The organism is Stenotrophomonas maltophilia group sp. Smal32 (assembly GCF_030237085.1).
Lineage (GTDB): Bacteria > Pseudomonadota > Gammaproteobacteria > Xanthomonadales > Xanthomonadaceae > Stenotrophomonas > Stenotrophomonas maltophilia_Q.
In genome coordinates this window covers 48,570-75,524 of sequence record NZ_JASJSI010000002.1, presented here as the reverse complement: position 1 = coordinate 75,524, position 26,955 = coordinate 48,570, and the positions used below count along the sequence as shown (strand labels likewise).

Annotated in this window: 26 protein-coding genes, 1 other RNA gene and 1 pseudogene; 10 read left to right on the top strand and 18 right to left on the bottom strand. The window is 66.5% G+C overall.

Features of this window, described 5'->3' with window-relative positions:
• Positions 1-22 precede the first annotated feature (22 nt).
• The 9 genes from murG to mraZ are packed head-to-tail and all read right to left on the bottom strand — an operon-like array spanning position 23 to position 9,942.
• Positions 23-1,108 (bottom strand): undecaprenyldiphospho-muramoylpentapeptide beta-N-acetylglucosaminyltransferase, encoded by a 1,086-nt coding sequence (murG, locus tag QRO91_RS00840; protein WP_197650689.1) that lies wholly within the window; start codon positions 1,106-1,108, stop codon positions 23-25.
• Entirely contained in the window at positions 1,105-2,424 is a 1,320-nt protein-coding gene (ftsW, locus tag QRO91_RS00835; RefSeq protein ID WP_106549217.1) for a putative lipid II flippase FtsW, read from the bottom strand. Before ftsW ends, murG begins: the two co-directional genes overlap by 4 nt.
• A gap of 1 nt (position 2,425) precedes the next feature.
• A complete protein-coding gene (mraY, locus tag QRO91_RS00830) occupies positions 2,426-3,511 on the bottom strand; it encodes a phospho-N-acetylmuramoyl-pentapeptide-transferase (protein WP_049428904.1) in 1,086 nt (361 codons plus the stop codon).
• A complete protein-coding gene (gene murF / locus QRO91_RS00825; protein ID WP_049428905.1) occupies positions 3,501-4,895 on the bottom strand; it encodes a UDP-N-acetylmuramoyl-tripeptide--D-alanyl-D-alanine ligase in 1,395 nt (464 codons plus the stop codon). Before murF ends, mraY begins: the two co-directional genes overlap by 11 nt.
• Positions 4,892-6,400 carry a UDP-N-acetylmuramoyl-L-alanyl-D-glutamate--2,6-diaminopimelate ligase gene (locus tag QRO91_RS00820; RefSeq protein WP_049428906.1) on the bottom strand — a complete coding sequence of 503 codons (1,509 nt, stop codon included), beginning with the start codon at positions 6,398-6,400 and terminating at the stop codon, positions 4,892-4,894. Before QRO91_RS00820 ends, murF begins: the two co-directional genes overlap by 4 nt.
• Positions 6,397-8,241 carry a penicillin-binding protein 2 gene (locus QRO91_RS00815; RefSeq protein ID WP_049428907.1) on the bottom strand — a complete coding sequence of 615 codons (1,845 nt, stop codon included), beginning with the start codon at positions 8,239-8,241 and terminating at the stop codon, positions 6,397-6,399. The genes QRO91_RS00820 and QRO91_RS00815 overlap by 4 nt, the downstream gene beginning before the upstream one ends.
• A complete protein-coding gene (gene ftsL, locus QRO91_RS00810; protein WP_005408074.1) occupies positions 8,238-8,501 on the bottom strand; it encodes a cell division protein FtsL in 264 nt (87 codons plus the stop codon). Before ftsL ends, QRO91_RS00815 begins: the two co-directional genes overlap by 4 nt.
• Positions 8,498-9,481, bottom strand: coding sequence for a 16S rRNA (cytosine(1402)-N(4))-methyltransferase RsmH (rsmH, locus tag QRO91_RS00805; protein WP_197619749.1), 984 nt, complete (start codon positions 9,479-9,481; stop codon positions 8,498-8,500). The genes ftsL and rsmH overlap by 4 nt, the downstream gene beginning before the upstream one ends.
• 14 nt (positions 9,482-9,495) lie before the next feature.
• Positions 9,496-9,942, bottom strand: a complete 447-nt coding sequence (gene mraZ, locus QRO91_RS00800; RefSeq protein WP_004143635.1) for a division/cell wall cluster transcriptional repressor MraZ — start codon at positions 9,940-9,942, stop codon at positions 9,496-9,498.
• Between the two features lie 323 nt (positions 9,943-10,265).
• Between mraZ and QRO91_RS00795 the strand changes: the two genes are divergently transcribed.
• Together QRO91_RS00795 and QRO91_RS00790 are read left to right on the top strand one after the other, a co-directional pair.
• Positions 10,266-11,042: an NRDE family protein gene (locus QRO91_RS00795; RefSeq protein WP_049428922.1), complete on the top strand. Its 777-nt coding sequence runs from the start codon at positions 10,266-10,268 to the stop codon at positions 11,040-11,042.
• Positions 11,043-11,143: 101 nt separating this feature from the next.
• Positions 11,144-11,623, top strand: coding sequence for a DM13 domain-containing protein (locus QRO91_RS00790; protein ID WP_197619747.1), 480 nt, complete (start codon positions 11,144-11,146; stop codon positions 11,621-11,623).
• Positions 11,624-11,712: 89 nt separating this feature from the next.
• On the opposite strand, the gene rnpB is transcribed toward QRO91_RS00790, so the two are convergent.
• Positions 11,713-12,064: RNase P RNA component class A (gene rnpB / locus QRO91_RS00785), an RNA gene on the bottom strand.
• A gap of 13 nt (positions 12,065-12,077) precedes the next feature.
• Complete coding sequence (locus tag QRO91_RS00780) at positions 12,078-12,236, bottom strand: hypothetical protein (RefSeq protein WP_157804763.1); 159 nt, start codon at positions 12,234-12,236, stop codon at positions 12,078-12,080.
• On the opposite strand from QRO91_RS00780, the gene QRO91_RS00775 reads away from it, so the two are divergent.
• Both QRO91_RS00775 and QRO91_RS00770 read left to right on the top strand, forming a co-directional pair.
• Positions 12,235-12,837 (top strand): type IV toxin-antitoxin system AbiEi family antitoxin domain-containing protein, encoded by a 603-nt coding sequence (locus QRO91_RS00775; RefSeq protein WP_049428909.1) that lies wholly within the window; start codon positions 12,235-12,237, stop codon positions 12,835-12,837. The two genes, QRO91_RS00780 and QRO91_RS00775, sit on opposite strands and share 2 nt — an antisense overlap.
• Complete coding sequence (locus tag QRO91_RS00770; RefSeq protein WP_285310190.1) at positions 12,834-13,703, top strand: nucleotidyl transferase AbiEii/AbiGii toxin family protein; 870 nt, start codon at positions 12,834-12,836, stop codon at positions 13,701-13,703. The genes QRO91_RS00775 and QRO91_RS00770 overlap by 4 nt, the downstream gene beginning before the upstream one ends.
• A 123-nt stretch (positions 13,704-13,826) precedes the next feature.
• On the opposite strand, the gene rsmI is transcribed toward QRO91_RS00770, so the two are convergent.
• Positions 13,827-14,645, bottom strand: a complete 819-nt coding sequence (rsmI, locus tag QRO91_RS00765) for a 16S rRNA (cytidine(1402)-2'-O)-methyltransferase (RefSeq protein ID WP_005408070.1) — start codon at positions 14,643-14,645, stop codon at positions 13,827-13,829.
• An 81-nt stretch (positions 14,646-14,726) separates the two neighbouring features.
• Here rsmI and QRO91_RS00760 point away from each other — a divergent pair, with 81 nt between their 5' ends.
• The 5 genes from QRO91_RS00760 (at position 14,727) to QRO91_RS00740 (ending at position 19,962) form a co-directional block, all read left to right on the top strand.
• Positions 14,727-16,448: a penicillin-binding protein activator gene (locus QRO91_RS00760; protein WP_197619745.1), complete on the top strand. Its 1,722-nt coding sequence runs from the start codon at positions 14,727-14,729 to the stop codon at positions 16,446-16,448.
• Positions 16,438-16,806, top strand: a complete 369-nt coding sequence (locus QRO91_RS00755; RefSeq protein WP_180848833.1) for a YraN family protein — start codon at positions 16,438-16,440, stop codon at positions 16,804-16,806. The genes QRO91_RS00760 and QRO91_RS00755 overlap by 11 nt, the downstream gene beginning before the upstream one ends.
• Before the next feature lie 110 nt (positions 16,807-16,916).
• Positions 16,917-17,525: a metal-dependent hydrolase gene (locus tag QRO91_RS00750; protein WP_049428913.1), complete on the top strand. Its 609-nt coding sequence runs from the start codon at positions 16,917-16,919 to the stop codon at positions 17,523-17,525.
• Positions 17,522-18,907 (top strand): FAD-binding oxidoreductase, encoded by a 1,386-nt coding sequence (locus tag QRO91_RS00745; RefSeq protein ID WP_049428914.1) that lies wholly within the window; start codon positions 17,522-17,524, stop codon positions 18,905-18,907. Before QRO91_RS00750 ends, QRO91_RS00745 begins: the two co-directional genes overlap by 4 nt.
• Before the next feature lie 641 nt (positions 18,908-19,548).
• Positions 19,549-19,962, top strand: a complete 414-nt coding sequence (locus QRO91_RS00740; RefSeq protein ID WP_049428915.1) for a hypothetical protein — start codon at positions 19,549-19,551, stop codon at positions 19,960-19,962.
• 164 nt (positions 19,963-20,126) lie between these two features.
• On the opposite strand, the gene QRO91_RS00735 is transcribed toward QRO91_RS00740, so the two are convergent.
• From QRO91_RS00735 to QRO91_RS00725, 3 genes are all read right to left on the bottom strand, one after another.
• Positions 20,127-21,062, bottom strand: a complete 936-nt coding sequence (locus QRO91_RS00735) for a fimbrial protein (RefSeq protein ID WP_197650622.1) — start codon at positions 21,060-21,062, stop codon at positions 20,127-20,129.
• Positions 21,063-21,312: 250 nt separating this feature from the next.
• The gene (locus tag QRO91_RS00730; protein WP_100443766.1) at positions 21,313-21,777 is read right to left on the bottom strand and encodes a fimbrial protein; all 465 of its coding nucleotides are present in this window, start codon (positions 21,775-21,777) and stop codon (positions 21,313-21,315) included.
• Between the two features lie 85 nt (positions 21,778-21,862).
• A complete protein-coding gene (locus QRO91_RS00725) occupies positions 21,863-22,471 on the bottom strand; it encodes a fimbria/pilus outer membrane usher protein (protein ID WP_238378676.1) in 609 nt (202 codons plus the stop codon).
• On the opposite strand from QRO91_RS00725, the gene QRO91_RS00720 reads away from it, so the two are divergent.
• A complete protein-coding gene (locus QRO91_RS00720; protein ID WP_197650621.1) occupies positions 22,451-23,467 on the top strand; it encodes an IS30 family transposase in 1,017 nt (338 codons plus the stop codon). The two genes, QRO91_RS00725 and QRO91_RS00720, sit on opposite strands and share 21 nt — an antisense overlap.
• Before the next feature lie 48 nt (positions 23,468-23,515).
• Here QRO91_RS00720 and QRO91_RS00715 read toward each other — a convergent pair whose 3' ends face one another.
• From QRO91_RS00715 to QRO91_RS00700, 3 genes and pseudogenes are all read right to left on the bottom strand, one after another.
• Complete coding sequence (locus QRO91_RS00715; protein ID WP_238378675.1) at positions 23,516-24,202, bottom strand: SGNH hydrolase domain-containing protein; 687 nt, start codon at positions 24,200-24,202, stop codon at positions 23,516-23,518.
• Between the two features lie 171 nt (positions 24,203-24,373).
• Positions 24,374-25,475, bottom strand: a pseudogene (locus tag QRO91_RS22475) (acyltransferase family protein).
• Positions 25,476-25,635: 160 nt separating this feature from the next.
• Positions 25,636-26,766, bottom strand: coding sequence for a fimbrial protein (locus tag QRO91_RS00700; protein ID WP_238378674.1), 1,131 nt, complete (start codon positions 26,764-26,766; stop codon positions 25,636-25,638).
• Between the last annotated feature and the right edge of the window lie 189 nt (positions 26,767-26,955).

Genomic DNA, 26,955 nt, shown 5'->3' with positions numbered 1-26,955 from the left:
CAGGCGCGGTGGCATGCCTTCTTCATACAGCTTCCTCAAGAATGATATCGGCGATGCGCTCGGCGGCATCGACCTTGGCCAGGGCACGCGCGGCTTGCGCCATCTGCATGCGGCGGGCGGGATTTTCGGACAGATCGCGCAGCAGTGCGGCAATGCCGTCGGCCAGCGTTCCGTCCTGCTTCAGCAATACCGCCGCACCGCGCTCGACCAGGTACTCCGCATTGCGGGTCTGGTGATCGTCGACGGCAGCGGGGAATGGCACCAGCACGCTGCCGACACCGACCGCGCACAGCTCGGCCAGCGTGGACGCGCCGGAGCGGCATACGACCAGGTCGGCCCAGGCGAAGGCCTCGGCCATGTCAGCGATGAACGGCGTGATTTCAGCCTGCACGCCGGCCTTGGCATACGCCTCGACCGCCTCGGCATGCATCTTCTCGCCGCTCTGATGGCGCACCTGCACCGGCACGCCGGCGCCCAGCGCGGCAATCGCCTGCGGCACGCCGGCATTGAGTGCACGTGCACCCTGGCTGCCACCCACCACCAGCACGCGCAGCGGGCCGTGGCGGTGGGCGAAGCGTTGTTCCGGCGGTGCGATGGCGGCGATTTCCGCACGCACCGGATTGCCGACGAACTCCTCGCGCGCGGCGAAGGTGCCCGGGAAACCGGTCAGCAGGCGGCGCGCATAGCGCGACAGGATGCGATTGGTCAGGCCCGGTGCGCGGTTCTGCTCATGCACGATCAACGGCAGGCCATGCAGGCGCGTGGCCATGCCACCGGGGCCGGAGGCAAAGCCACCGAAGGCCACCACTGCACGCGGCTGGCGCTTGCGGATGATCATGCCGGCCGCACGCAGCGCACGCATCAGCCGCCACGGCGCAGCCAGCAACGCCAGCTTGCCCTTGCCGCGCAGGCCGGTGATGGCCAGCGTGTCGATCGCGATGTCGTGCTGCGGCACCAGGCGGGTTTCCATCGCGCCTTCGGCGCCCATCCAGGTAACCGGCACGCCACGCTCGCGCAGCACGCGGGCCACGGCCAGGCCGGGGAAGATGTGACCGCCGGTACCACCGGCCAGGATCATCACCGGGCGGGCGTTGGAAGCGCTGCTCATGACAGCCTCCCGAAGGTCGGTTCGATGCGCGACTGCAGGCGGCTGGTGCCACGCGCAGCGTTCGGCGCAGCGGCAGCCACCGGCTCGGCGCTCATCGGTACGCTGGCGGCCACCGGCGCGGCCGGCTCGTCGCTCGGCTCGGCAGCAACGTCTTCGGCGCCACCGATGCGCACGGCCTGGCGGCGCTCGGCGCGCTTGAGTTCATAGGACACGCGCAGCAGCAGGCCCATCGCCACGCAGGTCATCAGCACCGACGAACCGCCGGAGGAGATCAGCGGCAGGGTCAGGCCCTTGGTCGGCAGGATGCCCAGGTTCACGCCGATCGAGACGAAGGTCTGCATGCTGATCCACAGGCCGATGCCGAAGGCGATGTAGCCGGAGAAGTGGCGCTTCATTTCCACGCAGCGCATGCCCAGCCAGAAGGTGCGGCCGACCAGCAGCGCGTACAGGGCCACGATCACGCAGGTACCCAGGAAGCCGAATTCCTCGGCGGTGACCGAGAAGATGAAGTCGGTGTGCGCTTCGGGCAGGTAGTACAGCTTCTGCACCGAATTGCCGAGGCCGACGCCGGTCCACTCGCCACGGCCCACGGCCATCAGTGCGTTGGACAGCTGGTAGCCGTCGCCCTGCTGGTCGGCCCACGGGTCCAGGAAGGAAGTGATGCGGCGCATGCGGTACGGCTCGATGATCGCCAGCGCGCTCATGCCGACCAGGCCGATGATCACCGGCATCGACATTCGCGGCATGTTCACGCCGCCCAGCACCAGCATGCCGGCGGTGATCGCCAGCAGCAGGGTGGACGAACCGAAGTCCGGCTGCAGCAGCAACAGCACCACCAGCGCACCGGCCACGCCCAGCGGCTTGAGCATTGCCGGCCAGGTCGCATTGACCTCGTCGCGGAAACGCACCAGGTAGCTGGACAGCCACACGATGTAGAGCACCTTCACCGCTTCAACCGTCTGGAACTTGGAGATGCCCAGGTTGATCCAGCGGCGCGCACCGTTGACCGTACTGCCCAGACCTGGCGTGAACACTGCCAGCAGCAGCACGAAGCAGCCCAGCAGCAGCATCTGGTTGTACTGCTCGATGGACTTCAGCTCGGTGCGGGCGGCGATGACCGCCAGCACGATACCGACCGCCAGGAAGATCAGGTGGCGGTTGAGGTAGTAGAACGGACTGCTCATCAGTGCGATCGAGCTGGACGCCACCATCACCACGCCCACGCCGGTGAGCGCGATGATCGCGCCCAGCAGCCACTTGTCGTAGCTGCCTTCGATGGCTTCAAGGCGTGTTGCCTGGCGGGACAGGTCGTTCATCTCAGCGCACCTTCAACGTGGCCAGACCGATCAGCACGAGCACGACGGAGATGATCCAGAAGCGCACGATCACGCGCGGCTCCGGCCAGCCCTTCAGTTCGAAATGGTGGTGGATCGGCGCCATGCGGAACACACGCTTGCCGGTCAGCTTGAACGAGGCGACCTGGATCATCACCGACAGCGTTTCGATGACGAACACGCCGCCCATGATCACCAGCACCAGTTCCTGGCGGGTGATCACCGCGATCGTGCCCAGCACCGCACCCAGCGCCAGCGCGCCGATGTCGCCCATGAACACCATGGCCGGATAGGTGTTGAACCACAGGAAGCCGAGGCCGGCGCCGGCAATGGCCGCGCAGATGATGACCAGCTCGCCGGCACCCGGAATCTGCGGGATCTGCAGGTAGTTGGCGAACACCGCGTTGCCCGAGGCATAGGCGAACACGCCCAGCGCGCAGGCCACCAGCACGGTGGGCATGATCGCCAGGCCGTCCAGGCCGTCGGTCAGGTTCACCGCGTTGGAGAAGCCGACGATCCAGAAGTAGGCGATAGCCACGAAGCCGATGCCGGCCAGCGGCAGCGCGATCGACTTGAACATCGGGATGTAGAAGGTCAGCGCTGCCGGTACATCTGCCGTGTAGAACAGGAACAGGCCCGCGGCCAGGCCGAAGATCGACTGCAGCAGGTACTTCCAGCGCGACTTCAGGCCGTTCGGATCGCGACGGACGATCTTGATCCAGTCGTCATACCAGCCGATGGCACCGAAGCACAGCATCACCGCCAGCACCAGCCACACGTAGCGGTTGCGCAGGTCGGCCCACATCAGCACCGACAGGGTGATGGTGAGCAGGATCAGCGAACCGCCCATGGTCGGCGTACCGGCCTTGGAGAAATGGGTCTGCGGACCGTCCTTGCGGATCGGCTGGCCGCCCTTGAACTGGGCAAGCTTGCGGATCATCGCCGGGCCGAGCCACAGCGACAGGAACAGCGCCGTCAACGCGGCAAGGATGGCGCGGAACGTCTGGTAGTTGAACAGCCCGAACAGGCTCTCCAACTGCTGCAACCATCGAGCCAGTTCATACAACATGCGGGGATTCCTCTCCTTGCGCCAGCAGCGCTTTGACGATCAGGTCCATGGCACTGCCACGGGAACCCTTGACCAAGCAGCGCACACCAGCGTGCAACTCATCCTGCAGCGCCTGTGACAGCGCACCATGGGTAGCGAAATGGCGACCACCTTCACCGAAGGCGGCCGCAGCGGCGGCACTGAGCGGACCCAGCGCATACAGCCGCTTCAACCCGGCAGCGCGTGCGCGGATGCCCGCCTGCGCATGCAGCGCCTCGGCATCCGGGCCCAGCTCGCGCATGTCGCCCAGCACCAGCCAGCCCTCTTCCGGGGCGGCGGCCAGGGCATCGATGGCCGCAGCCAGCGAGCCGGGATTGGCGTTGTAGCTGTCATCCACCAGCACCGCGCCGTTGCGCAGCTGATGGGCGATCTGGCGGCCCGGCACCGGCTGCGCTTCGGCCAGGCCGGCGGCAATCAGCGCCAGGTCGACGCCCGCGGCCAGCGCCAGGCTGGCCGCGGCCAGCGCGTTGCTGACGTTGTGGCGACCCGGCAGGCCGAGCACCACGCGGGCTTCGCCGGCTGGCGAAACCAGGGTGAACTGGCTGCCCTGCGCGCCGGCGCGAATGTCGCGCGCGGTCACGTCGGCGGTATGTTCCAGGCCGTAGCGCAGCACGCGGCAACGCGGCGGGGTGCCGACGAAATGCTGTTCGAACCAGCGGCCGTAGGCATCGTCGACATTGATCACCGCCACGCCATCAGCCGGCAGTGCGGCATAGATTGCCCCCTTGGTCACTGCCACGCCGAGCAGGCTGCCCATGCGTTCCAGGTGTGCCGGGGCGATGTTGTTGACCAGCGCATAGCGCGGGCGGGCGATGTCGGTGAGGTAGGCGATGTCGCCCGGCTTGCCGGCGCCCATCTCGTAGACGGCGTAGTCGGCATCTTCCGGCGCATCGATCACCGCCAGCGGCAGGCCGATCTCGTTGTTGCGGTTGCCCGGGTTGGCGTAGACCACCTTGTGCGCGTGCTGTGCCACCTGCTGCAGGATCGACAGCAGCAGGCTCTTCACGCTGGTCTTGCCGTTGCTGCCGGTGATCGCGAACACCTCGGTGCCGCGGTCACGCTGCATGCCGGTGGCGATCTTCGCCAGCGCCAGTTCGCTGTCAGCCACCAGCACCTGCGGCAGTTCGATGGGCAGCAGGCGCTCGACCAGCAGCGCGCTGGCACCACGGGCCAGCGCGTCGGCAGCGAAATCATGGCCATCGAAACGTTCGCCGCGCAGCGCCACGTACAGGCTGCCCGGGCCAAGGCTGCGGGTGTCATGGCTGACCGCATCGATGGCCACGTCGTCGCCGTGGATCTCGCCGCCGGCCCAATGTGCGATCAGCGAAAGCAGGGTGCGCTTCATGCGGCGCCCTCCCCGGCCTGCGAGCTCAGAACACCGGCCTTGGCAGCCAACGCAGCGGCCGCCACTTCGGTGTCGTCGAAGTCATGGCGCACGCCATTGACCTCCTGGTACGGCTCGTGGCCCTTGCCGGCAATCAGGATGATGTCGCCGGCACCGGCGCGCTTCACCGCCAGGCCGATCGCACGCGCGCGGCTGCGCTGCACGGTCACCGCCTCGGCGTTCTGGAAGCCGGCCAGGATGTCGGCCACGATCACGTCGCCATCCTCGCCACGCGGGTTGTCGTCGGTGACGATGACCTGGTTGGCCAGGCGCTCGGCGATCGCAGCCATCTGCGGACGCTTGCCGGTATCACGCTCGCCACCGCAGCCGAACACGCAGAACAGCGTACCCTGCAGATGGCCGTGCAGGCTGTCCAGCGCCTGTTCCAGCGCGTCCGGGGTATGTGCGTAATCGACCACCACGGTCGGAAGGCCGTCTTCGCCGCCGAGGCGGTTCATGCGGCCACGGATCGGCTGCAGCGCCGACAGCACCTCGGCGATGCGCGGCAGCGGCTGGCCCTGCGCATGCAGGGTACCGGCCACCGCCAGCAGGTTGTCCACGTTGAAGCGGCCCAGCAGCGGCGACTGCACCGCCGCACGCTGGCCGTCGATGACCAGTTCGAACGCAATGCCACGGCCATCCAGCTGCAGCGCCTCGGCGCGCACGCTGGCCTCGCCGGCACCACGCGAGCTCAGGCCGATCGGCTGCACGCCCGCCGGCAGGCCGGCGAACAGCTGGCGGCCGAAGGCGTCGTCCAGGTTGATCACCGCCGCCTTCAGGCCCGGGCGATGGAACAGCCGCGCCTTGGCCGCGCCATAGCTGGCCATGTCGCCGTGGTAGTCCAGATGGTCGCGGGTGAGGTTGGTGAACACCGCCACGTCGTAGTGCACGGCATCGACGCGGCCCTGGTCCAGCGCGTGCGAGCTGACTTCCATCGCCACCGCGCGCGCACCGGCGTCGCGCAGCTGCGCCAGCAGCGCATGCATCTGCAGCACCAGTGGCGTGGTGAAGCCGGTCGGTTCAACCGCACCATAAAGTCCGGCGCCCAGCGTGCCGATACTGCCACTGGGCGTACCGAGCAGGTGCCAGGCCTGGGCCAGCAGCTGCACGGTGGAGGTCTTGCCGTTGGTGCCGGTCACGCCGACCATCGCCATCGCCCGCGACGGTGCGCCATGGAACTGGTCGGCCATTGCGCCCATGCGCGCGCGCAGGCCCGGCACCGCAATCGCATCGGCCGGGGCCGGCAGCTCGGCAGGTGCCGGCGGTTCGAACAGGATGACGCCAGCGCCCGCCGCGCGGGCCTGCTCGACAAAGCCCAGGCCATGTGCGCCGAAACCGGCGATGGCGACGAAGGCATTGCCGGGGCGCACGGCGCGGCTGTCCAGCACCAGGCCGGTCAGAACGGGATCATGGCCCGCCAGGGCCACGTCCGGAAGCAACTGCGAAAGCAACATCGAAGGACTCATTGCGTGCCTCCCGTAGCGGGCGGCGTCTGGGCATGCGCGCTGGGCAGCGCAGCATCGAATTCAGCGGCGGCATCCACCGGCAACGCGGCTTCGGCCGGCGGCGCAGGCAGGATCGAGGCCGAGTGGCCGACCTTGCCGGACTGCTGCGCGGCCAGCCACGACTGCAGGTCGTCCAGCGGCACGTCCATCAGGCGCAGGGTGCCTTCCATCACGTTGTGGTAGACCGGCGCCGACACCAGGCCGCCGTAGAACTTGCCGGCCTGCGGGTCGTTGATGACGATGACGGTGGCGAAGCGCGGGTTGGTGGCCGGCACCACGCCGGCAAACAGCGCGTTGTAGTGGCCGCGCTCGTAGCCGCCGGGGCCGGTCTTGCGCGCGGTACCGGTCTTGCCGGCCACACGGTAACCCAGCACCGCTGCCTGCTTGGCGCCACCCTGGGTAACCACCGTTTCCATCATCGCCACCACCTGCCTGGCGACGTTCTCGTCGATGATCTGATGCGCTTCGTTGCGCTGGCCCTTGACAAAGGTCGGCGCGATCAACTTGCCGCCATTGGCCAGCGCCGAGTAGGCGGTGGCGATCTGCAGCGGCGTCACGTTCAGGCCGTAGCCGTAGGACATGGTGGTCTTGGTGGCACCGTCCCAGTTGGCCGGGCGCCGCACCACGCCACCGGATTCACCCGGGAAGCCGCTGTGCGGCACCGAGCCGTAGCCGAAGCGGCGCACGCCGTCGTAGAACACCTGGTCCGGCATCTTCGCCGCAACCTTGGCCGCGCCGATGTTGGAACTGCGGGTGATCACGCCGGTCACGTTCAGCACGCCGTTGTTGCGTGGCACGTCGCGGATGGTGAAGCGGGCTACCTGCATGTAACCCGGGTTGGTATCGATGATGGTGTCCTTGGTCACCGCACCGGCCTGCAGCGCGGTGGCGATGGTCAGCGGCTTCATCGTCGAACCCGGCTCGACCAGGTCGGTCACCGCACGGTTGCGGCGCGCATCGGGCAGCGCGCCGGTCAGCGAATTCGGGTTGTAGGTCGGCAGGTTGACCATGGCCAGGATCTCGCCGGTGGTCACGTCCATGATCACCATCGAACCGCCGGCCGCCTTGTTGGCCACCAGCGCGTTGCGCAGTTCCTTGAACGCCAGGTACTGGATGCGGCGGTCGATGCTGAGGGTCAGGTCCTTGCCCGGTTCAGCAGCGCGCAGCAGATCGCTTTCGACGGTCTCGCCCTTGCGATTGCGGATGACCCGCTTGGCGCCGGCCTTGCCGCGCAGCCATTCGTCGAACGCCAGCTCAAGGCCTTCCTGGCCGCGGTCGTCGATGTTGGTGAAGCCCAGCACGTGCGCCATCGCCTCACCCTGTGGGTAGAAGCGGCGGAACTCGCGCTGCGCGGCCACGCCCGGAATCTTCAGCGCGACCACCTTCTCTGCCTCGTCCGGATTGATCCGGCGACGCAGGTACATGAATTCCTTGTCCGACTTCTGCGACAGGCGGCTGCTCAGCTCGTCCACCGACATGCCGACCGCCTGGGCCAGCTCCGGAATGCGCTCGGGCGAACGCAGCAGGTCCTGCGGATTGACCCAGATCGAGGCGACCGGGGTGGATACCGCCAGCGGCTCGCCGTTGCGGTCGGTGATCATGCCGCGCGAGGTCTTGATCGGCAGCTCGCGCAGGTAGCGGGCTTCGCCCTGGCGCTGGTAGAAGTCGCTGTTGATGATCTGCACGTAGGCGGCACGACCGACCAGCGACACCGAGCACAGGCCGAGCGCAAGCGCGACCCAGCGCAGGCGCTGGCGCAGGTTGAAGGCGTTGCGCGGGCGGTTGCGGCCGGTCTTGCTCATGGCCGCACCACCACGATGTCCCCGGCTTCGGGGAACTTCATGCCGAGCTTTTCGCGGGCGATGCGATCGACACGGTTGGCTTCAGCCAGCGTGGCCTGTTCCAGCTGCAGGCGGCCGAATTCCAGGTTGATGTCATCGCGCTTGCGTTCGGCGCGCGACAGCTCGATGAACGTCTGCCGATGACGGTGACGCACGAACACGACGCCGATCGCCGAGGCCACGGTCGAGGCCAACAGGATGATCAGCAGCAGCCGGCTCATGCGTCGGCCTCCCGCTTCTGGGCCACGCGCAGCACGGCGCTGCGGGCGCGCGGGTTGGCGGCCAGTTCCTCGTCGGTGGCCTTGATGGCACCGCCGATCAGGTCCAGCGTCGGCACGAACGCGACCGCCTCGGGCAGGCGGCGGTTGGCCGGCGGCGCCTTGGCCAGGCGGTTCATGTACTGCTTGACGATGCGGTCTTCCAGCGAATGGAAGCTGATCACCGCCAGGCGGCCACCGGGCTTGAGCCGCTCCACCGCCGCATCGAGGCCGGCTTCCAGATCGGCCAGCTCGCGGTTGATGTGGATGCGGATGGCCTGGAAGCTGCGCGTGGCCGGGTGGATCCGGCTCTTATCGGATCCCGACTTGCCACGTGGCATCACCGAGGCGATCAGCTCGGCCAGCTCGGCAGTGCGGGTGAACGGCTGCTTCTCGCGGCGCGCCACGATGGCGCGGGCGATGCGGCGGCTCTGGCGTTCTTCGCCATAGGTCCACAGCACGTCGGCAATCTCGCGGTCTTCCACGCGATTGATCCACTGCGCGGCGCTTTCACCGCTGTCCGGGTCCATGCGCATGTCCAGCGGGCCGTCCTTGCCGAAGCTGAAACCCCGCTCGGCCACGTCCAGCTGCGGCGACGACACACCCAGATCGAACAGCACGCCGTCCAGGCCTTCGGCCGTCGCATCCCACTGCAGCAGCTGGGCGAAGCTGCCACGGAAGATGGACACGCGCGGGTCCGGCGCGAAATCGCGCTCGGCAACGGCGATGGCTTCCGGATCCTTGTCCATGACCAGCAGGCGCCCCTCGGGACCGAGCTGGGTGAGCACGCCACGTGCATGACCGCCACGACCGAACGTGCCATCCAGATAACGTCCGTTTTCGATCACCCTCAGGCCTTCGATGACCTGGGTGTACAGGACCGGCAGGTGCACCGCCGGCGACTGCGACACCGGAAGGTGACCGGCCTGCGCTTCTGGGCGCATCCGGGCACCCCGGCTCACAACTTCAGGTCGAGCAACCCATCACCCAGATCCTCGTCAGACAACGTCTGCTGGATCAGGGCCCGATGCGCCTGCTCGCTCCACAATTCGAACTTGTCGCCCATACCGAGCAATACCGCCTTCTTCTCAATGCCCACCGCACCGCGGTGGCTGGCGGGGATGCTGATGCGACCGTTGCCGTCCAGCTCCAGATGGGCGGCCGAGCCGACCAGCTTCTGCTGCAACAGGCGCACGACGCGCTGGGTGTTGGGCTTGGACATGACGTCGTCGCGGACCCGCTCCCATTCCGACTCTGCATACAGCCACAGGCAGCCGGCTTCGAACGGGTTGTAGGTCAGCACGAGACGGTTGTTGCTGGCGCGCGCGACGAGGTCGCGGTAAGCGGTGGGAACCGCCATGCGCCCTTTATCGTCAACTGTGATGGCCGTCTCGCCCTGGAACACGACGCGTGCACCTATCCTTCGCCCGGTGAAACATTGAACCACGAAAACCCACAAAACACCCGGATTTCCCTCTGATGCCCACCTTAGCAGCGGCCGAAGGGTTGTCAACAACTTTTCAGCAGGGAAATCGCCAGCCGCATCAATGGCTTGCAACAACCTTTAGAGAATTGTTCAAGGCTTATCCACAAGTTGCTGATCCGTCTCAATTTTTGAGATTGAACGGAAGTTCAGGGCTGTGGACAGGGCGTGAAACATCTCCCGCGCATTCATCCGGAACCGGGCGGAAACGCCGCCGGACTGCGCAAACGATGCACAATGAGGCCATGTGCCTGCTCGCTCTTGGCTGGATGCACCACCCGCGCTGGCGGCTGGTGATGACCGGCAACCGTGATGAGTTCCACGCCCGCCCGACCGCCGCGCTGGCCCCCTGGCAGGATGAGACCTCCGTCATCGGGGGGCGCGACCTGCGCTCCGGCGGTGGCTGGGCCGGCGTTGGTGCCGGCGGCCGCATGGCCGTGGTCACCAATGTCCGCGATCCGCTGGCCGCACAGACCGGCCCGTCCCGGGGGGCGCTGGTGGCCGACTTCCTGCGCGGCCGCGACCCGGCCGCCGTGCATATCGACCGGCTGGCCATCGTGGCGGGCGCATATGCGCCCTTCAACCTGCTGCTGGCCGATGGCGACAGCCTGGAGTACCTGGGCAACCACCCGGCCGAACGCCAGCGCCTGGGCCCCGGCGTGCACGGCATGTCCAACGGCGCACTGGACGCGCCGTGGCCGAAGACCCGCCGGCTGATGGCTGCGCTTTCCGCCTGGCTGAAGGAAGACGGGGTCAGATCCCTTTCCCAAGAGGAAAGGGATCTGACCCCGCTCTGGAATGCTCTGGCCGATGAACACCGCCCGGCCGACAGCGACCTGCCCGACACCGGCATCGGCCTGGAGCGCGAGCGCTGGCTGAGCCCGGCCTTCATCCGTGGCGACGACTACGGCACCCGCGCCAGCACGGTGCTGTTGATCGACGCCCATGGCCACGGCCAGATCCACGAGCGCCGCTTCGGCCCGCAGGGTGTCGCCCTCGGCCAGAGCCAGGTCGATTTCTGACCCTGTACCTGTTTTCTGTGTCTATAAATGTCTGCACGCACGCCACACGATGACCCGGCGCGATCCTGCCGCGCGCCCCACCGATCCACAGGGAGTCATCGATGCGCCGTGTCCTCGTACTTGCCGTCACCCACCTGCTCGCCCTCGGCCTGGGCTTCGGCCTGGGCATCTACCTGCTGCCGATCCTGATCGCCCCCGACGACCCGCCGGTCGCGCAGGTGCAGGCGGCGATGGACGACGCCCGTTACCACACCACCTTCCGTCGCGACCTCAAGGGCAGCGACGCCGTGCACTGGGCCGACGGCAAGGTCAGTGTCAGCGCGCGCCAGGTCGCGTTCGACGGCAAGATGGGCCCGGGGCCGGACTACAAGGTCTACCTGGTGCGCGACTTCGTCGACAACAAGGCCGACTTCCTGAAGATCAAGGCGCAGGCCCAGCGCATCGGCGAGGTGAAGACCTTCAACCGGTTCCTGGTGGAGGTGCCTGAGAGCGTCAACGTGGACGACTACACCACCGTGGTTGTGTGGTGCGAAAGGTTCGAGCAGTTCATTTCCGCAGGGCAGTACCGCACGCCGGGTTGAACAACATCCCAAGCATCTGGGCGGAGAGCAGCCGAGCATGGCTCGGCTCTACTGTAGAGCCGAGCCATGCTCGGCTTACCGTAAGAAAGAGGCGGAGCCGGCCGATAAGCCGGGTTCTGTCGTGGACAGTCATTCCTCTAGGCGTTACGTCACCGCAACGCTCAAGCAACCTACCCGGATCCAACGCGGGCCGCGCCAAAGGATCCCTATTTGGTCTTGCTCCAGGTGGGGTTTGCCGTGCCGGTCTGTTGCCAGACTCGCGGTGCGCTCTTACCGCACCATTTCACCCTTACCGGCCTTCCGAAGAAGACGTAGGCGGTATCTTTCTGTTGCACTTTCCGTCGGCTTGCGCCGCCCAGGCGTTACCTGGCACCTTGCCCTATGGAGCCCGGACTTTCCTCGGCACCCCCGAAGGGATGACGCGACTGTCTGGCCGGCTCCGCCAGCGCGCATTCTAGCGCACGCGGGTGGTTCCTGCCGCGTTGATCGCGGCGCGTCGTTCATCCATCCACGCGTGGCGTGGATCTACCTCGCCGGAAATGGCCCGGCACCAGATGTTCCATTTTGCCGGTTGATATTGAAAACAACCTGCATTATGGAACAATGCCGCCATGGGAAATGCTGAGGCCAGGGCACGAAAGCTACTGCAGCGCGCAGGCACGCTGCGCGCGCGCGAACTGGTGGCTGCCGGAATCGCCCGTGCGCAACTGGCGCGCCTGGTCGACGCCGGCGCACTCATCCGGATGTCCCGCGGCGTCTACGCATTGCCAGGAAAAGCCCGCGGCGACACCGACGATGGACTGCGGATCATTGCCGAACGCCTGCCGCACCCCCGTCTGTGTCTGTTGAGTGCGCTGCGCCTACATGGGCTGACCACCCAGGCGCCGTTCGAGATCTGGGCAGCCATTGGCAACAGTGACCGCGCGCCCCGCATCGACTGGCCGCCGCTCCGGGTGGTCCGCATGTCGCCAACGACACTCAATGCAGGACTGGAAGAACGCCGCGTGGGCACGCGCTGCATCTACGTCAGCAACGTTGCCAAAACCGTCGCCGACTGCTTCAAGTACCGCAATCTCGTTGGCCTCGATGTCGCTATCGAGGCGTTGCGTGACGCGCTTCGCAGCCGCGCCACGACCCCAAACGCACTGATGGAGTATGCGCGGATCTGCCGCGTTGCCAGACTGATGAGACCGTACCTCGATGCCCTGGCGTGACCCACTCCCTGCCGCTCCCCCAGCGCGTTGCTTCCATCCGGCAACGGCTGCTCGATCTCGCACGCAGCCGCAACGAAGACTTCCAGTTCGTGCTGGACAGATTCGCCGTTGAACGCCTGCTCTACCGGCTCTCGACCTCATCCTTCCGCGACCAGTTCCTGCTGAAGGGCGCCCTGCTGTTCGTGGCCTGGTTCGATGCACCACACCGGCCCACACGGGATGCCGATTTCCTCAGATTCGGCAGTGCTGAGCCCGACCATCTTCTGGACATCGCACGCGCGCTCTGTGCAATGGCAAGCGACGACGGCCTGCGTTTCGATCCAGCCAGCATCACCATCGAAGCTACCCGCGAAGACGCTGCATATGAGGGGCTGCGCCTGCGCCTGATCGCCTATTTGGGCCGCGCGCGCTGCCATGTGCAGTGGGATGTGGGGTTTGGCGACGCGGTCACCGCCCCACCTCCGGAAATTGCCTATCCGGTGATGCTGGATGGCTTTCCGCCACCTTGCCTGCGCGTCTACCCACGCGAGACGGTGTTCGCCGAAAAGCTGGAGGCCATTGCCGCCCTCGGCATTGCCAACAGCAGGATGAAAGACTTCTTCGACCTGCTGGCACTGGCGCGCGAGGACGCCATGGATCGCCCCGGCCTTGCAGCCGCCATTGCTGCGACCTTTGACCGACGCGGCACCCCTGCACCGACGCCGCTGCCGTACGGGCTGACCCAGGCGTTCGCCAGGGATGCCCAGAAGCGGGCTCAGTGGCGCGCGTTCCTGCGCAGGAATCGCCTGCGTGCCCCTGAGCTTTCCTCCGTGGTTGCCGAGATTGCCGATTATCTGCGTGCCCTGGACGGCATCGCACCGGGCTGAGGCCGGACGGCGCACCCCGGGGTGCGGATCCGGGTGGGGTTCATTCATCCACGCATGGCGTGGATCTACCGATGCCGCGCCGATTCCGCCTTGGTGGGTGCGGACCTTGGTCCGCACGATCCATCAACTCCCGTACAACGCCTTGCGCGGCGCACCGGTCAACTCGGCCGCCAGCTTCGCCGCGGTCGACGGCGGCAGATGCTCGCTCAGCTTGGCGTACACACGGCGGCCATGCGCCAGTTGCGCTTCCTCATCATCGCCGGCGCCCTGCACCATCACCACGAACTCGCCCTTGCGCTGGTTCTCGTCGGCTTCCACCTTGGCCAGCAGGCCGGCCAGGTCGCCATCAAGCACGGTCTCGAACAGCTTGGTCAGCTCGCGTGCCAGCACCGCCGGGCGCTCGCCGCCGAAGATCGCCGCCATGTCCGCCAGCGATTCGGCGATGCGGTGCGAGGATTCGTAGAACACCATCGTGCGCACTTCGCCGGCCAGCGCCTGCAGGCGGTCGCGGCGGCCGCTGGCCTTGGCCGGCAGGAAGCCTTCGAAGCTGAAGCGATCGCTGGGCAGACCGGCCACGCTCAGCGCGGCGATGGCAGCGCAGGCCCCGGGAATCGGGCTGACCTTGATGCCAGCCGCACGGGCAGCACGCACCAGGCGGAAGCCGGGGTCGCTGACCAGCGGGGTGCCCGCATCGCTCACCAGCGCCAGCGACTCACCCGCCTGCAGGCGCGACACCAGGCGCTGCGACAGGGCCTCTTCATTGTGTTCGTGCAGGGCCACCAGCGGCTGCTGGATGCCGAAATGGGACAGCAGCTGGCCGCTGCGGCGGGTGTCCTCGGCACAGATGGCCGCCACCGAGCGCAGCACCTCCTGCGCGCGCGGGCTCAGATCGGCCAGGTTGCCGATCGGGGTGGCGACGACGTACAGGGTTGGGACACTCATTTCAGCGGTACTCACGGGGCAAGGGTAGAATCGTAGCGTGTACCCGGCCAAGGCCGCTGCCCTCATCGCATGGACCCGATCATGAACAAGCCCGCCGCACGGATCTCCGCCCTGTCGTTGTCGCTGATGCTGCTGGCCGGCTGTGCCACCACCAGCCTGACCAGCGCGCCCGAATCGCCGGCCCAGAGCCAGGCGCTGGCGCTGATCGAACAGGGCAAGCCGCGCGACGCCGCACTGCAGCTGGAAGGCCTGGCCGCCACCCTGCGCGGCGGTGCCCGCGCCAACGCCCTGGCCGATGCAGCCTGGGCCTGGAACCTGGCCGGCGACAGCGCCCGCGCGCGCAGCCTGCTGGGCCAGCTCACCGCCCGCCAGCTGACCGGCGCCAGCCTGCAGCGCTACCAGCTGACCGGCGCCGAGCTGGCACTGGCCGACAAGCAGCCGGCACAGGCCCTGGCCCTGCTGAAGGACAGTGGCGACAACGTACTGCCGGCCCTGCGCACGCGCTGGCACCTGGCCCGCGCCACTGCCCTGCAGGGCACCGGCGATGCCTTCGGTGCCGCCACCGAGCGCGCACGCGCCCACGCCAGCCTGACCGGCAGCGCACGCAGCGAGAACCAGGCCGCCATTGCCGGCCTGCTCGGTACGCTTGACGATGCCACCCTGCGCAGCCGTGCCGCCGCCCTGCCGGCCAACGACCCGTTGTACAACTTCGCCGGCCGCGCGCTGATCGCGCGTGGCCTGCCTCTGCCGCGCCCGTTCGACCGCGACGGCGCCGCCCAGTTCGATACCAGCAAGCGCCCGCCGGCCATGAGCGACGGTTACCGTCCGCCGGCCAAGCTGGCCGTGCTGCTGCCGCTCAGCGGCCGCCTGGCCACCGCCGCGCAGCCGGTGCGCGATGGCCTGCTGGCCGCCTACTACGGCGAGACCCGCCGCCGCCCGGACATCAACTTCATCGACACCGCCGGTACCCCGGCCGGTGCGCTGGCCGCGTATGACAAGGCCGTCGCCTCCGGTGCCGACTTCGTGGTCGGCCCGCTGGGCCGCGACGAAGTGGACGCCGTGTACGGCCGCCAGCAGCTGCAGGTGCCGGTGCTGGCCCTGAACCGTGGCAAGGATGCGCCGCCAGCCGGCAGCGCCGGCTTCTCGCTGGCACCGGAAGACGACGGCATCGTCGCTGCCGAGTACCTGCGTGGCCGCGAGCGCGGCAAGGCGCTGGTGATCAACAGTGCCGACGACACCGGCCGCCGTGCCGCTGCGGCCTTCGCCCAGCGCTTCGCCCAGCGTGGCGGCCAGGTGGTGGCCACCGTCGGCGTCAGCGACGCGGTTGGCGATGTCGGCGCGCAGGTGCGCAATGCCGGCCAGGTCGATGCCGTGTTCCTCGCCGTGCGCGCCCCGCAGGCCCGCCTGCTGGCGCCGCAGCTGGCGCTGGCAGGTGCCGGTGGCGCCACCCGCGTCGGCACCTCGCAGCTGACCGTCGGTAGCGGCAAGGTGGAAGAAGACGTGGCGCTGGACGGCATCGTCTACCCGAACGAAGCCTGGAACGTGCGCAGCGTGTCCGGCCTGCCCTCGGCCAGCCAGGTGGCCAGCACCCTGCCCAGCGCACGCGGTGCCGCCGGCCGCCTGTTCGCCTTCGGCGCCGATGCCTGGAAGATCACCGCCTACCTGGACAAGCTGTCCAACGAAGGCGGCCTGGACGGCGCCACCGGCACCCTGTTCCTGGACAGCAACGGCAACATCCTGCGCCAGCCGGCCTGGTCCACCTTCAATGGCGGCCGGCCGATGCCGATCGTCGGTGGTCGCTGAGCGCAGCCAACGGGGCTCGGCGGTGGAAGCCGCCGCCGAGCAGCATCTGCAACAGGCCGGACTGCAGCCGCGTGCGCGCAACGTGCGTTATCGCGGCGGTGAACTGGACCTGGTGATGGACGATGCCGGCACCGTGGTGTTCGTGGAAGTGCGTTACCGCGCGCGATCCGACTTCGGTGGCGGCGCTGCCTCGGTGGACGTGCGCAAGTGTCGACGCCTGGCCCATGCCGCGTTGTTGTATCTGCAGGACAACCCTGCACTGGCCAATGCGCCCTGTCGTTTCGACGTGGTGGAAGCCACGGGTGAACCGCCGCAGTTGCATTGGCTGCGGGATGCGTTCCGGTTGGATGATTGCTGATGGGTACCGTCCGCTTTGGTAGAGGCCAACCTTGGTCGGTGCTTCTGTGCCAACCAAGGTTGGCACCTGCCAGCGCGCAACCTGGCCGGCACGACCATGGTGCGTGACTGATGCCGTCCATCATCACCCATGCCGCTGTGCCGCTGGCGCTGTGGTGCGCCGCCGATCGTGGCCGCATTCCTGCGTGGCTGCTGGCTGCCGGTGTGGTCGCCGCGATGCTGCCCGATGCCGATGTACTGGCCTTTGCACTGCACATTCCCTATGCCGATGCGTTCGGCCATCGCGGTGCAAGCCATTCGTTGTTGTTTGCCGGGGTTCTGGCGGTGTTGGCCGCGGTGTGGGCGTTCTTTGGTAGCGGCCGACCTTGGTCGGCGGTTTCGTGCCAACCAAGGTTGGCACCTACCACGGCGCGGCCAACGGTGGCGTCCACCGTGCAGGCGGCGGCATTCGTCTTCATCTGCGCCGCCAGCCATCCCCTGCTCGACGCCATGACCTCCGGCGGCCTTGGCGTTGCCCTGGCCTGGCCGTGGAGCGAACACCGCTTCTTCGCCCCGTGGCGGCCGATCCGCGTTTCACCGTTCGCCCCGCAGTTCTTCAGCGCGCGCGGCATCGCCACCCTTCTCTCTGAACTGCGCTGGGTGTGGCTGCCGCTGGCCGGCGCCGTTGTTGCCTGGAAACTGATCCAACCCGCCCCTGCTGTCCCGCGAGATCCGTCATGAGTACTGCCCTGCCCGCTGCCCTGGTTGCCGAACTGTCTGCCCTGCTGGGCGCGGAGGGCTGGCGCATGGATGACAACGCGCTGGAGGCGAACGCGCAGGACAACTCGTGGCGCCACCAGCGCCCCGCTGCCGTCGCGCTGCCCGCCAGCATCGAACAGGTACAGGCACTGGTGCGCGCCTGCCGTGCACATCGCGTGGCGCTGATCGCGCGCGGCGCGGGCACCGGCACCACCGGTGCTGCGGTGCCATTGCCCGGCAGCATCGTGCTGTCGTTCACTCGCATGGATCGCATCATCGACATCCGTGCCGGTGATCGCTGCGCCGTGGTGCAGCCGGGTGCGTTGAACGGAACCCTGCAGCAGGCACTGGCGCCGCACGGCCTGTTCTGGGCGCCGGACCCGTCCAGCGCGGAGATCTGCAGCGTGGGCGGCAACCTGGCCTGCAACGCCGGTGGCCCGCGCGCGGTGAAGTACGGCACCAGCCGCGACAACGTGCTGGGCCTGGTGGCAGTGACCGGCACCGGCGAGGTGATCCGCTGCGGCGGCGCCTACACCAAGGATTCCACCGGCTACGACCTCACCCACCTGCTGGTGGGCAGCGAAGGCACACTGGCGCTGATCGTGGAAGCCACCCTCAAGCTCACCCCGCTGCCGGTCAGCCAGGCCGGCCTGCGCGTGCTGTACCGCGATGCCGATGCGGCCGCCGCCGCGGTGTCACGCCTGATGTCGCAGCCAGTGGTGCCCACGCGACTGGAATTCATGGACGCCCGCAGCCTGGAGCTGCTGCGCCTCAACGGTGCCGAAGTACCCGAGGCTGGCGCGATGCTGCTCGTGGAAGCCGATGGCGACCACGACACCCTGCCCTACCTGCTGCAGGCACTGGCCAGCGCCGCCGAGGGCGACGGCATGATCGAGCTGGACGTGGCGATGGAAGGCCGCGCACGCGACCAGCTGTGGGCCGCACGCAAGGCGCTGTCGCCGGCACTGCGCACCGTGGCACCCGGCAAGATCAATGAAGACGTGGTGGTGCCGGTGTCGCGCATTCCGGAACTGGTGGCCGGCGTGCAGGCATTGGCACGCGACTACACGCTCACCATCGTCACCTTCGGTCATGCCGGCAACGGCAACCTGCACGTCAACATCCTCTACCACCCGAACGATGCCGACGAGAACGCACGCGCGCATGCCGCGCTGCCGAAGATCTTCGAACTGACGCTGTCGCTGGGCGGCACGCTCTCTGGCGAACACGGCATTGGCTTGGCCAAGCGCGATTTCATGGCGCAGGCGTTCAGCCCGGCCACGCTGGCGGCGATGCGCGCGATCAAGTCCGCGCTGGACCCGGATGGGATTCTCAACCCGGGCAAGGTGCTGCCGCCGGTGTGAGGCCAACAGTTGCACCCACCGCGCTGTAGAGCCGAGCCCATGCTCGGCTGCTCTCCGTTCTGATCACGATGCACCCGCGCTTCGCGCAGTAAGCCGAGCATCGGCTCGGCTCTACAAGGGGCTTCCGCGCAGCCTCCATTGCACGTTCCGCCTTCTGTAGAGCCGAGCCATGCTCGGCTGCTTTCCGGTCAGATCACGAAGAACGCTGCGCTTCGCGCTGTGAGCCGAGCATCGGCTCGGCTCCACAAGGACGCTGCGCGAATGCTGACGCATTCGCCTCACAATGCGCGACCACACTGCGCCTGCATGCAGATTGCAACAATTTTGAATTTGAAACTTTCCTCATTGGTACAGCAGCACCTACGTGCGCAAGATGTAGATGCCACCGACGACGGGTGGCACGGGCTTCCAATCCCGTTTGATTAGTGTCGTTTACGCTTGCCTGCCGGCGTCACCGCCTTCCCTCGTGCCTGGGTGGCGTCGGCAGGCATTCTGTCCGCGGATCTTTGGCGGGCGGTGCGTGGGGGCCTCGTGCCCGCCGGCATTTGGCGACACTAATCACCGGTATTGGAACCACGCACCGTCCGCCACCCTCGCTGTTAAGCGGGGTGGCCCCTTGCTTCGCACACAAGGACGCCGCCATGACCACTTCCCACTATCCCCACCTGTTTGCCACCTTGGGCGAGGCCGCCACGCGCCTGCCTGACGACCTGGCGCGCACGCTCGAAAGCACCTTCGCCGCACTGCAGGAAGGCGAAGAGCCCGGCACCATCACGCTGCTGCACTGCCTGCAGCACATCCGCCAGGGCGACGCCGCCGATGGACAGCCGTGGCCTGGCAAAGGCCGCACGCCGGGGCAGCGGCTGGCACTGGCGCGCATCGACCGCGCCAATGCCGGGCTGACGTTTCTGTTGGAGTTGCTGCACGCTACAGAACGCGTGCGCGTGGATGGTGAGGTCAGCCAGCAGGTAGGCGATGACGCGCGCGAGGGATTGCTGCTGGCGTGCCGTGGGCTGGCCGAATATGTGGATGCGCAGCTGCACGCTGCATTGTAGAGCCGAGCCATGCCCGGCTGCTTTCCTGCCTGTCGTCTCGCGATGAAGCAGCGCTACGCGCGCAGCCGAGCATGGCTCGGCTCTACGTCGGCTGCACCAGCGCGCTATTTCCGCGGGGTCAATCGGCATCTGGCGCAGGTGCGAAGGCACCAAGCGACTTCCGCTCAATAATAGTTGGCCACCAGCACCGCCTGGCCAATGATCTCGCCGGCCAGCAACGGCTCACCTGCCAGGCGGATATAGCGCGCAGTGAACGGGATGCGTTCACTGGCGCCGGTGGAATCGGTATGCGCCCACACCCGTCCCATCGGCAACGGCAGACCGTTGTGCAGCACCTGCAGGCCCACACCCTGCGCACTGGAACCGGCCGCGGGCGCCAGAATGTCGCTCATGTTGCTGCGATCGGTGGCATCGTAGATTTCCAACGACACCGGACGGCCGGGAACACCGCAGTCCATCTGCACAGTAAAGTCCTTCGCGCCACCGCTACCAGTGGCGTCCAGCGCATCGGCGCTGATGGGGTCGAGCACGGGGCTGGCATCCATCAACGCGCAGGTGGTGCCCTGGAATTCATAGCCCAACTCGAAATGGAACTCGGCCGAGCCGGAGCCGAGCACCTGTACCGAGCCAAGTCGGCGCTGTGTCTGCGGTCGCATTGGGCCACCGCGGGAATAGAAGTACAGCTCGGCTTCCATGTAGTTTCCAGCAGCCTCGAATGACCAGGAATTATCACGCAATGCATCGATCGCACCGCCAACACCTTCAGCGCCATTGTCTGGAGAGTTGCTGAAGTACACGACAACCAGCGGAGAGTCCGGGCTCAGTTCGTATGCAGGTTCATCGTTAATGTCTCTCACGTAGGTCAATCCACTCAGCGCTGCGCGCAAGGTGGCCGACTCTTCAGCGTCGCACTGATAGTTGATGGCGGAGCTGTGCGCCACATGCAGCACAACATCTGGCTCAGGCACGAAGCGCACCGGCACGGTCTGTGCGTAGGTGACGCTTGGAACATTGGGCACGCACGCCGCATGCGCGGCAAAGCCGAACGACGTCAGTCCGGCCAGCGTCAGTGCGCGCGCGACGTTGGGAACAACGTACATGATGGCTCCGGGGTGAAAGGTCGAAGCAATGCATGGTGCAGTTCAAACGGGCGCAGGACCATGCAACTTGTTGCGAAGTACGGCGAGCGGCGATTCGTGGCATTCGCGGGTCGCGCGCATACGCGCGCGTGGTGAGGGATGTGCAGCTTCACGTCGCTTGTGGAGGCGAGCCTTCGAGACATCACGGCCCCTGCGCGCCTCAGCCGAGCATGGCTCGACTCTACAACAACGCAGCCGCGCAAGCTCGACTCTACTCGTAGTCGGCAGTGACGGTGATTTCCGAGCGCACTTCACCTGCCTGCAGGCCGGTCAACGCGGTTGCGTAGTAGCCCGCGCGCAGCGGGAAGCTCGCCGTTGCACCGGTCACCGGCACCTCGATACCGGTATCCCCGTTCTTCAGATAGGTCGTTCCCGTGGCACCCGCCAGCAAGGCCACGCTCACACCCACTGCGGGGTCGGTGCTGGCCGTGTTCTGCCAGCGCTCGGCATCACCTGTGGCCGCCGTGCCGCTGAAGGACAGCACCGCCTTGCTCACGCCTACGCAACCGGTGAAGTTGAGCACGCCAGCCTTCAATCCGTTGTCGCCCACCACCAGTTCATCGGCCTTGATCGGATCAAGGGCGATCGGCGGTGCCGCCAGGGTGCAGGTGCCAGGCAGCACACGGCCGCTGATGGTGAGGGTGGCGGTGTCGGCCAGGGCGACGGAAGGAAACATGCCAGCGCAGGCTACCAAGGCGCAGACGAGAAACGAGGATTTCATGGAATTCTCCTGATTGGGGATGAACGACCGTAATGGATGCTCACAACGACGCGCTGGCCGCCGCCAGACGCTGTGGAACGCACACTCCCACGCTCCACGACAGACCATAGGCGTCCGGAGCGTCAGGCATGCGGTACTCGATGCGGCAGCGCGCCGCGCCTTCGGGATCGATAATCAAGGCACCTGCATCCTGCGCGCCACGCAGCTGGATCACCCCGCCCTGCCCCACTGCGCCCAGCGGCAGGCCATCTTCGCTATGCACCTGCGCGGCAAACGGCAACGGCTGGCCCAGCGCGTCGGTGGCATCGATGAACAGGGTGCGCTCGCGGCGTACTTCAAACGGCACGCGCACGATGCCACCGGCGGTCGGTGCCACGCGCTGCGAGGTCTGCAGCAGTTCAACCTCCATCGGCAGGCCGGCCGGATCCAGATCCAGCGTGTTCCAGCGGTACGGGCTGATGTGCGGCACCAGTGCATAGCCATTGCCGGCCACGCGCACGCCCGTGCTGCTGCCCACGCGTGCCCCCTGCGCGCCCGGTGCCTGTACCAGCGCGAAGCCATCGCCGACCGGTGCCCCCAGATTGATGCCACCGCCATGCAACACCCCGCAACCGCGTAGGGTGCCCGCATGGGAAAGCATTACAGTCATTTGAGTTCCGAGGAACGTGCCGTGCTGCAGATCGAAGTCAGCAACGGGTCCAGCATTCATTCCATTGCCAGGCGTCTCAGTCGCAGCGCTTCCACCCTGTCGCGGGAACTGGGCCGGCAGGAGCACCCGGGATACGTTGCCAGGCTCGCAGGGCAGCGTTACCAGCTGCGCCGAAAGCGCAGCGTTCGCAGGCGAAAGCTGGTGGAGAGCAGCGCACTTTTCCAGAGTGTTCGTGACGATCTGGTCTTCTATCGCTGGTCGCCTCAGCAGATTGCTGCCAAGCTTCGGGTCATGCATCCGGATGACCCGAGCAAGCGCGTGAGCCACGAGACGATCTACGCTGCCATCTACGCGCACCCGCGCGGTGGTTTGAAGAAAGAGCTTGTGGAAGCGTTGCGCCAGCACAAGCCAACGCGTGGTCTGCGTCGCACCAGTGCCGCCAAGCGCACATGGGTGCCTGAGGAGCTTCGCATCGCCCACAGGCCGGAAGAAGTGGCTGAGCGTTTGATACCGGGGCATTGGGAAGGCGACCTGATAAAGGGCGCGTTCAACCGCTCCTGCGTGGGCACGCTGGTGGAGCGCAAGACGCGCTTCGTCCTGCTGTGCAGGATGGATGGCTGCACTGCAGAGGACGCGCTGGAAGGCTTTACGCGGCAGATGAAGAAGCTGCCTCACTTTCTGCTTGGAAGTCTGACCTACGACCGCGGCACCGAGATGACCTGCTACAAGGAGCTCATGCGACGGCTGAACATCGATCTCTGGTTCGCCGACCCACATGCGCCGTGGCAACGCGGCAGCAACGAGAACACCAATGGCCTGCTGCGCCAGTTCATGCCCAAGGGCGCTGACCTGTCCAAGGCCAGCCAGGAATATCTCAACAACGTTGCCGACCTGATGAACGCACGTCCGCGACAGACGCTTGGCTGGAAGACGCCGAATCAAGCGGTGGAAGAGGAATTCGCAAAGTTCAATTCAAGTGTTGCGCTTGCAAGTTGAGACCGCCGTTTCAAGAGCAGCCGAGCATGGCTCGGCTCTACAGGAAGATCAGTCGAGCAAGCTCGACTCTACGGTGTCGATCAGCAGCTGACGGAAGTGCGGCAGCAACACGCGGTTGCCGTGTCCGCTCAAATGGTCGTTGTCGAAGAACAGCGGCTGGCCATCTTCCACTGCCAGGCAAACCTCGGGCCCGCACAGCAGCGGCAGCGGGTCCCACACGGCCAGCGACGGGTAGCGCGCGGCAAGATCGACCAGCAATGCCATCTGCGGTGCACGCAGCCTCTCCAGGTCGGCGCGGCGCATCTGCAATCCACCGGCACACGCCGGGTTCATGCGGTTGAACCAGTCCGAGCACCGATAGGCGCCGGCCTTGAACAGCGGCATCGGTGCGTCGATCACCACCTGCACGCCCAGCACCTGCAGCCGCTGCAGCACGCGCTCGGCTTCCTCGCGTGCGGCCTGGGCGTCGGCCGGCGTCTGCTGGGTCAGCAAGGTGCGGTAGACCGTCTCATCGTCCTGCTGCGACCAATCGATGCCCCGCAGTTCGGGCGTGCGCAATGCCGCCAGCAGCACGATGTCACCCGGGCGCGCCTCGCGCTCGATCTGCGAAAGCGCCTGCTCGATAAAGCCCTGGCAGGCGGCCGGGCTGGCCCGCAGCAGGTTCACGAAGCTGCAGCCGCCCTGATCGCTCTGATGCAATTCCATGCCGGTCTGGCGCGCCACCATGCTGGTCATGGTGCGATATGCAGCGGCGTGCGAATCGCCGGCAACGAACAGGCGACGTCCGTCCAGGTTCGGTGCCGCGACCGGCTCCAGCGGCCGCCAGGCCGGGTAGCGGCGCGCCTACCAGGCATGGCTGTCACGGGTCACACTCAGCGAGATGCGCTCCTGATGTTCCACGCTGGCCTACGTGGCCACGCCACACAGCGCCACCAGAAGCCCCGCCGATGCCAGCGTCTTCATCGGCGCCCAACGCAGCAATGGCCCGGCGTTCCGCAGCGGCTGCTCGACCAAGTGATAAGACGCAGCCGACACCGCCAGCAGCAGCACTGGGTACAGCCACAATGCCGCGCCCTGCAGCCCATAAGTCCAACGCAGCAGCACCAGCAGCGGCCAGTGCCACAGATACAGCGAGTACGACAGGCGGCCCAGATACACCAGCGGCGACCAGCCCAGAACCCGGGCGATACCACCATCTGCCTGTCGGGAAACGCCTGCCAACAGCAGCAGCGTGCCGACCACGGTGGCCAGCACGCCCGGCATCGGCATGGGCAGATGCCGGGCCATCCATCCGCCGGCCACCAGCAACGCCAGACCTGCAGTCGCCACGAGATGCGCATATCGGCTATCCACGCGCGTCCGCGTCCATTGGTACAGCAGCGCGCCGGCCGCCAGTTCCCAGAACCAGGTAGAACGCCGATGTCGGTGCCACCTGCGCCTGCCAGCCCGCCCATAGCACCGACAGCCCGGTGAGTACCGGCAACAACGCAGGTGTCCACCACCAGTACCCGCGGCCGCGCAGCCACACCATGAACACCAGCGGGAAGACCAGATAGAACTGCTCTTCCACACCCAATGTCCACGTATGCAGGAACGGATTCAGTTCTGCGCCGGGGGAGAAATAGTCATCGTCCTGGCCGGCCAGGACAATGTTGCTGAGCCCGGCCAACGCGGCCCAGCCGGTCTGGTCGAACTGCTCGTTGCGCCATGCGCGCGGAATGAACAGGGCCGACAGCACGAAGGTGGCCAGCAGCATCAGCAGCAGCACCGGCAACAGCCGCAGCGCGCGACGTCGATAGAAATCCAGCAGCAGACGGGCCGTGGGCTGGGAGCCACGCGACGCCAGCGCCTGACTGATCCCGAAGCCGGAAATGACGAAGAACATGTCCACGCCGGTGAAGCCACCGGGCAGCCACGCAGCATCGATATGAAAAACAATGACGGCCAGCACGGCCAATGCGCTCCCGCCATCGATGGCGGGAGCGTGTGGACGAATGAAGGCAGACATACGGAGAAGGCAATCGGCGACAAGGGAGGGGCCAGCATTGCTATCCCCAACCCTGAGCTCAATGGACGATTACGTCAGCGATGAGAGTTACTCAGGGGAGATCCAGAATCAATGCCCTGACAGACCGTTACCAGTTGGTAGTACGTCAAACAGATGAAGGTCAGTTGTAGTCCAGGCTCAGCGTTGCCTGCCCCTTGATCTCACCAGGCTCCAATGCTTCTGCATTGCGCACGTAACGCGCGCTGAAGGGAATGTTCTGCATACCCACCCGTGACGGACCATGATCCCAGGTCTCGCCAAACCTCACCGCATTACCACCCCGCAACAGCTCCAGGTCCACCCCCCGCGCATCGGAGTCCGACGTCGGTGTCAACCGGCTGCCCACGTTACCGGAATCGAGCGCGTCCACAATCTGCAACGTGACATTGGCACCTGCCGTCAGACAATTCATCTGCATGTTGAAGGTCTTCTCGCCGATCGGGCGCCCTACCGCAGGCAGCGCATCAGCGGAAACATTGTCAAGTACCACCGAGTTGTCACCGATCGTACACGTCGGCGAACGCATCTGTATGCCCAGACTGACCGGAACGGTTACCGACAGCCCAGGTGCCTGCTGCAAGGTAATCTCTATCGTGCCCAGATTTCCATAGGGAGCGCCACTGGTTGGTCCGCCCCTAGCGAAAAGCCTAGTGTACAGCCTGAAATCGAGGCCGAACGAGCCGGACCTGGTGGTGTACTGCGTTGTGTTGGGCCCCATCGAAAGCGGGAGTCGGCCAGTTGGGGAGCCACTGTTCTCAATGATCGCAACGATGCCCACCAGCGGTGATCCCGGGTGCAACTCGTACGCGGGAACCGACAGACCAAACAATTCAACGTCCCGGACATAGGTAAGCCCAGGCAGATTCGCCTGGATGTTCACGTCATACGTCGCTGCTCTGCAGCCGGTGAATAAGCCGTTACGGCCTGTGTGGACATTGGTCAAGAAGGCATCCGGCTCGCTGACGTAGTTCACCGTGACGTCTTCATCAATGGGAATCTCCCTCGACACGGTGGAGCAGGCCTGCACGGTGGTACACGCGACCAGTCCAGCCACGGCTGTCAGCGCGGCAAACGATGCCCGCTGCCCACCCTTCAAAGGATTGACGCAAGACACGGAACTGCGCGGTTGCCGCAGCACTCGAAGTAGGCCGTTGCAAGGCAGCTTCAGCATTCCGAAAGCTTGCTTGCAATGAACGGCGAAGCGTCGAATCCGCGCATTCCTTCTGCGCAGGGAAAGATCGGTGGTAAGCATGAATTGTCTCCTGCTGCATCCCGGTAACGGGCGGGGTATAATCACTGTTTGGTGGTCGCGACCCACAATGCGCCGCGAAGCTGGCGGCCGATGAGTTGTAGATGGCCAACAGTCGCTGCGCATGGTGCCGGGCCTTACTGGCCAGTGCCATGCAATTGGTTGCGGTTCTGCCAGATCAACGCCACAGCG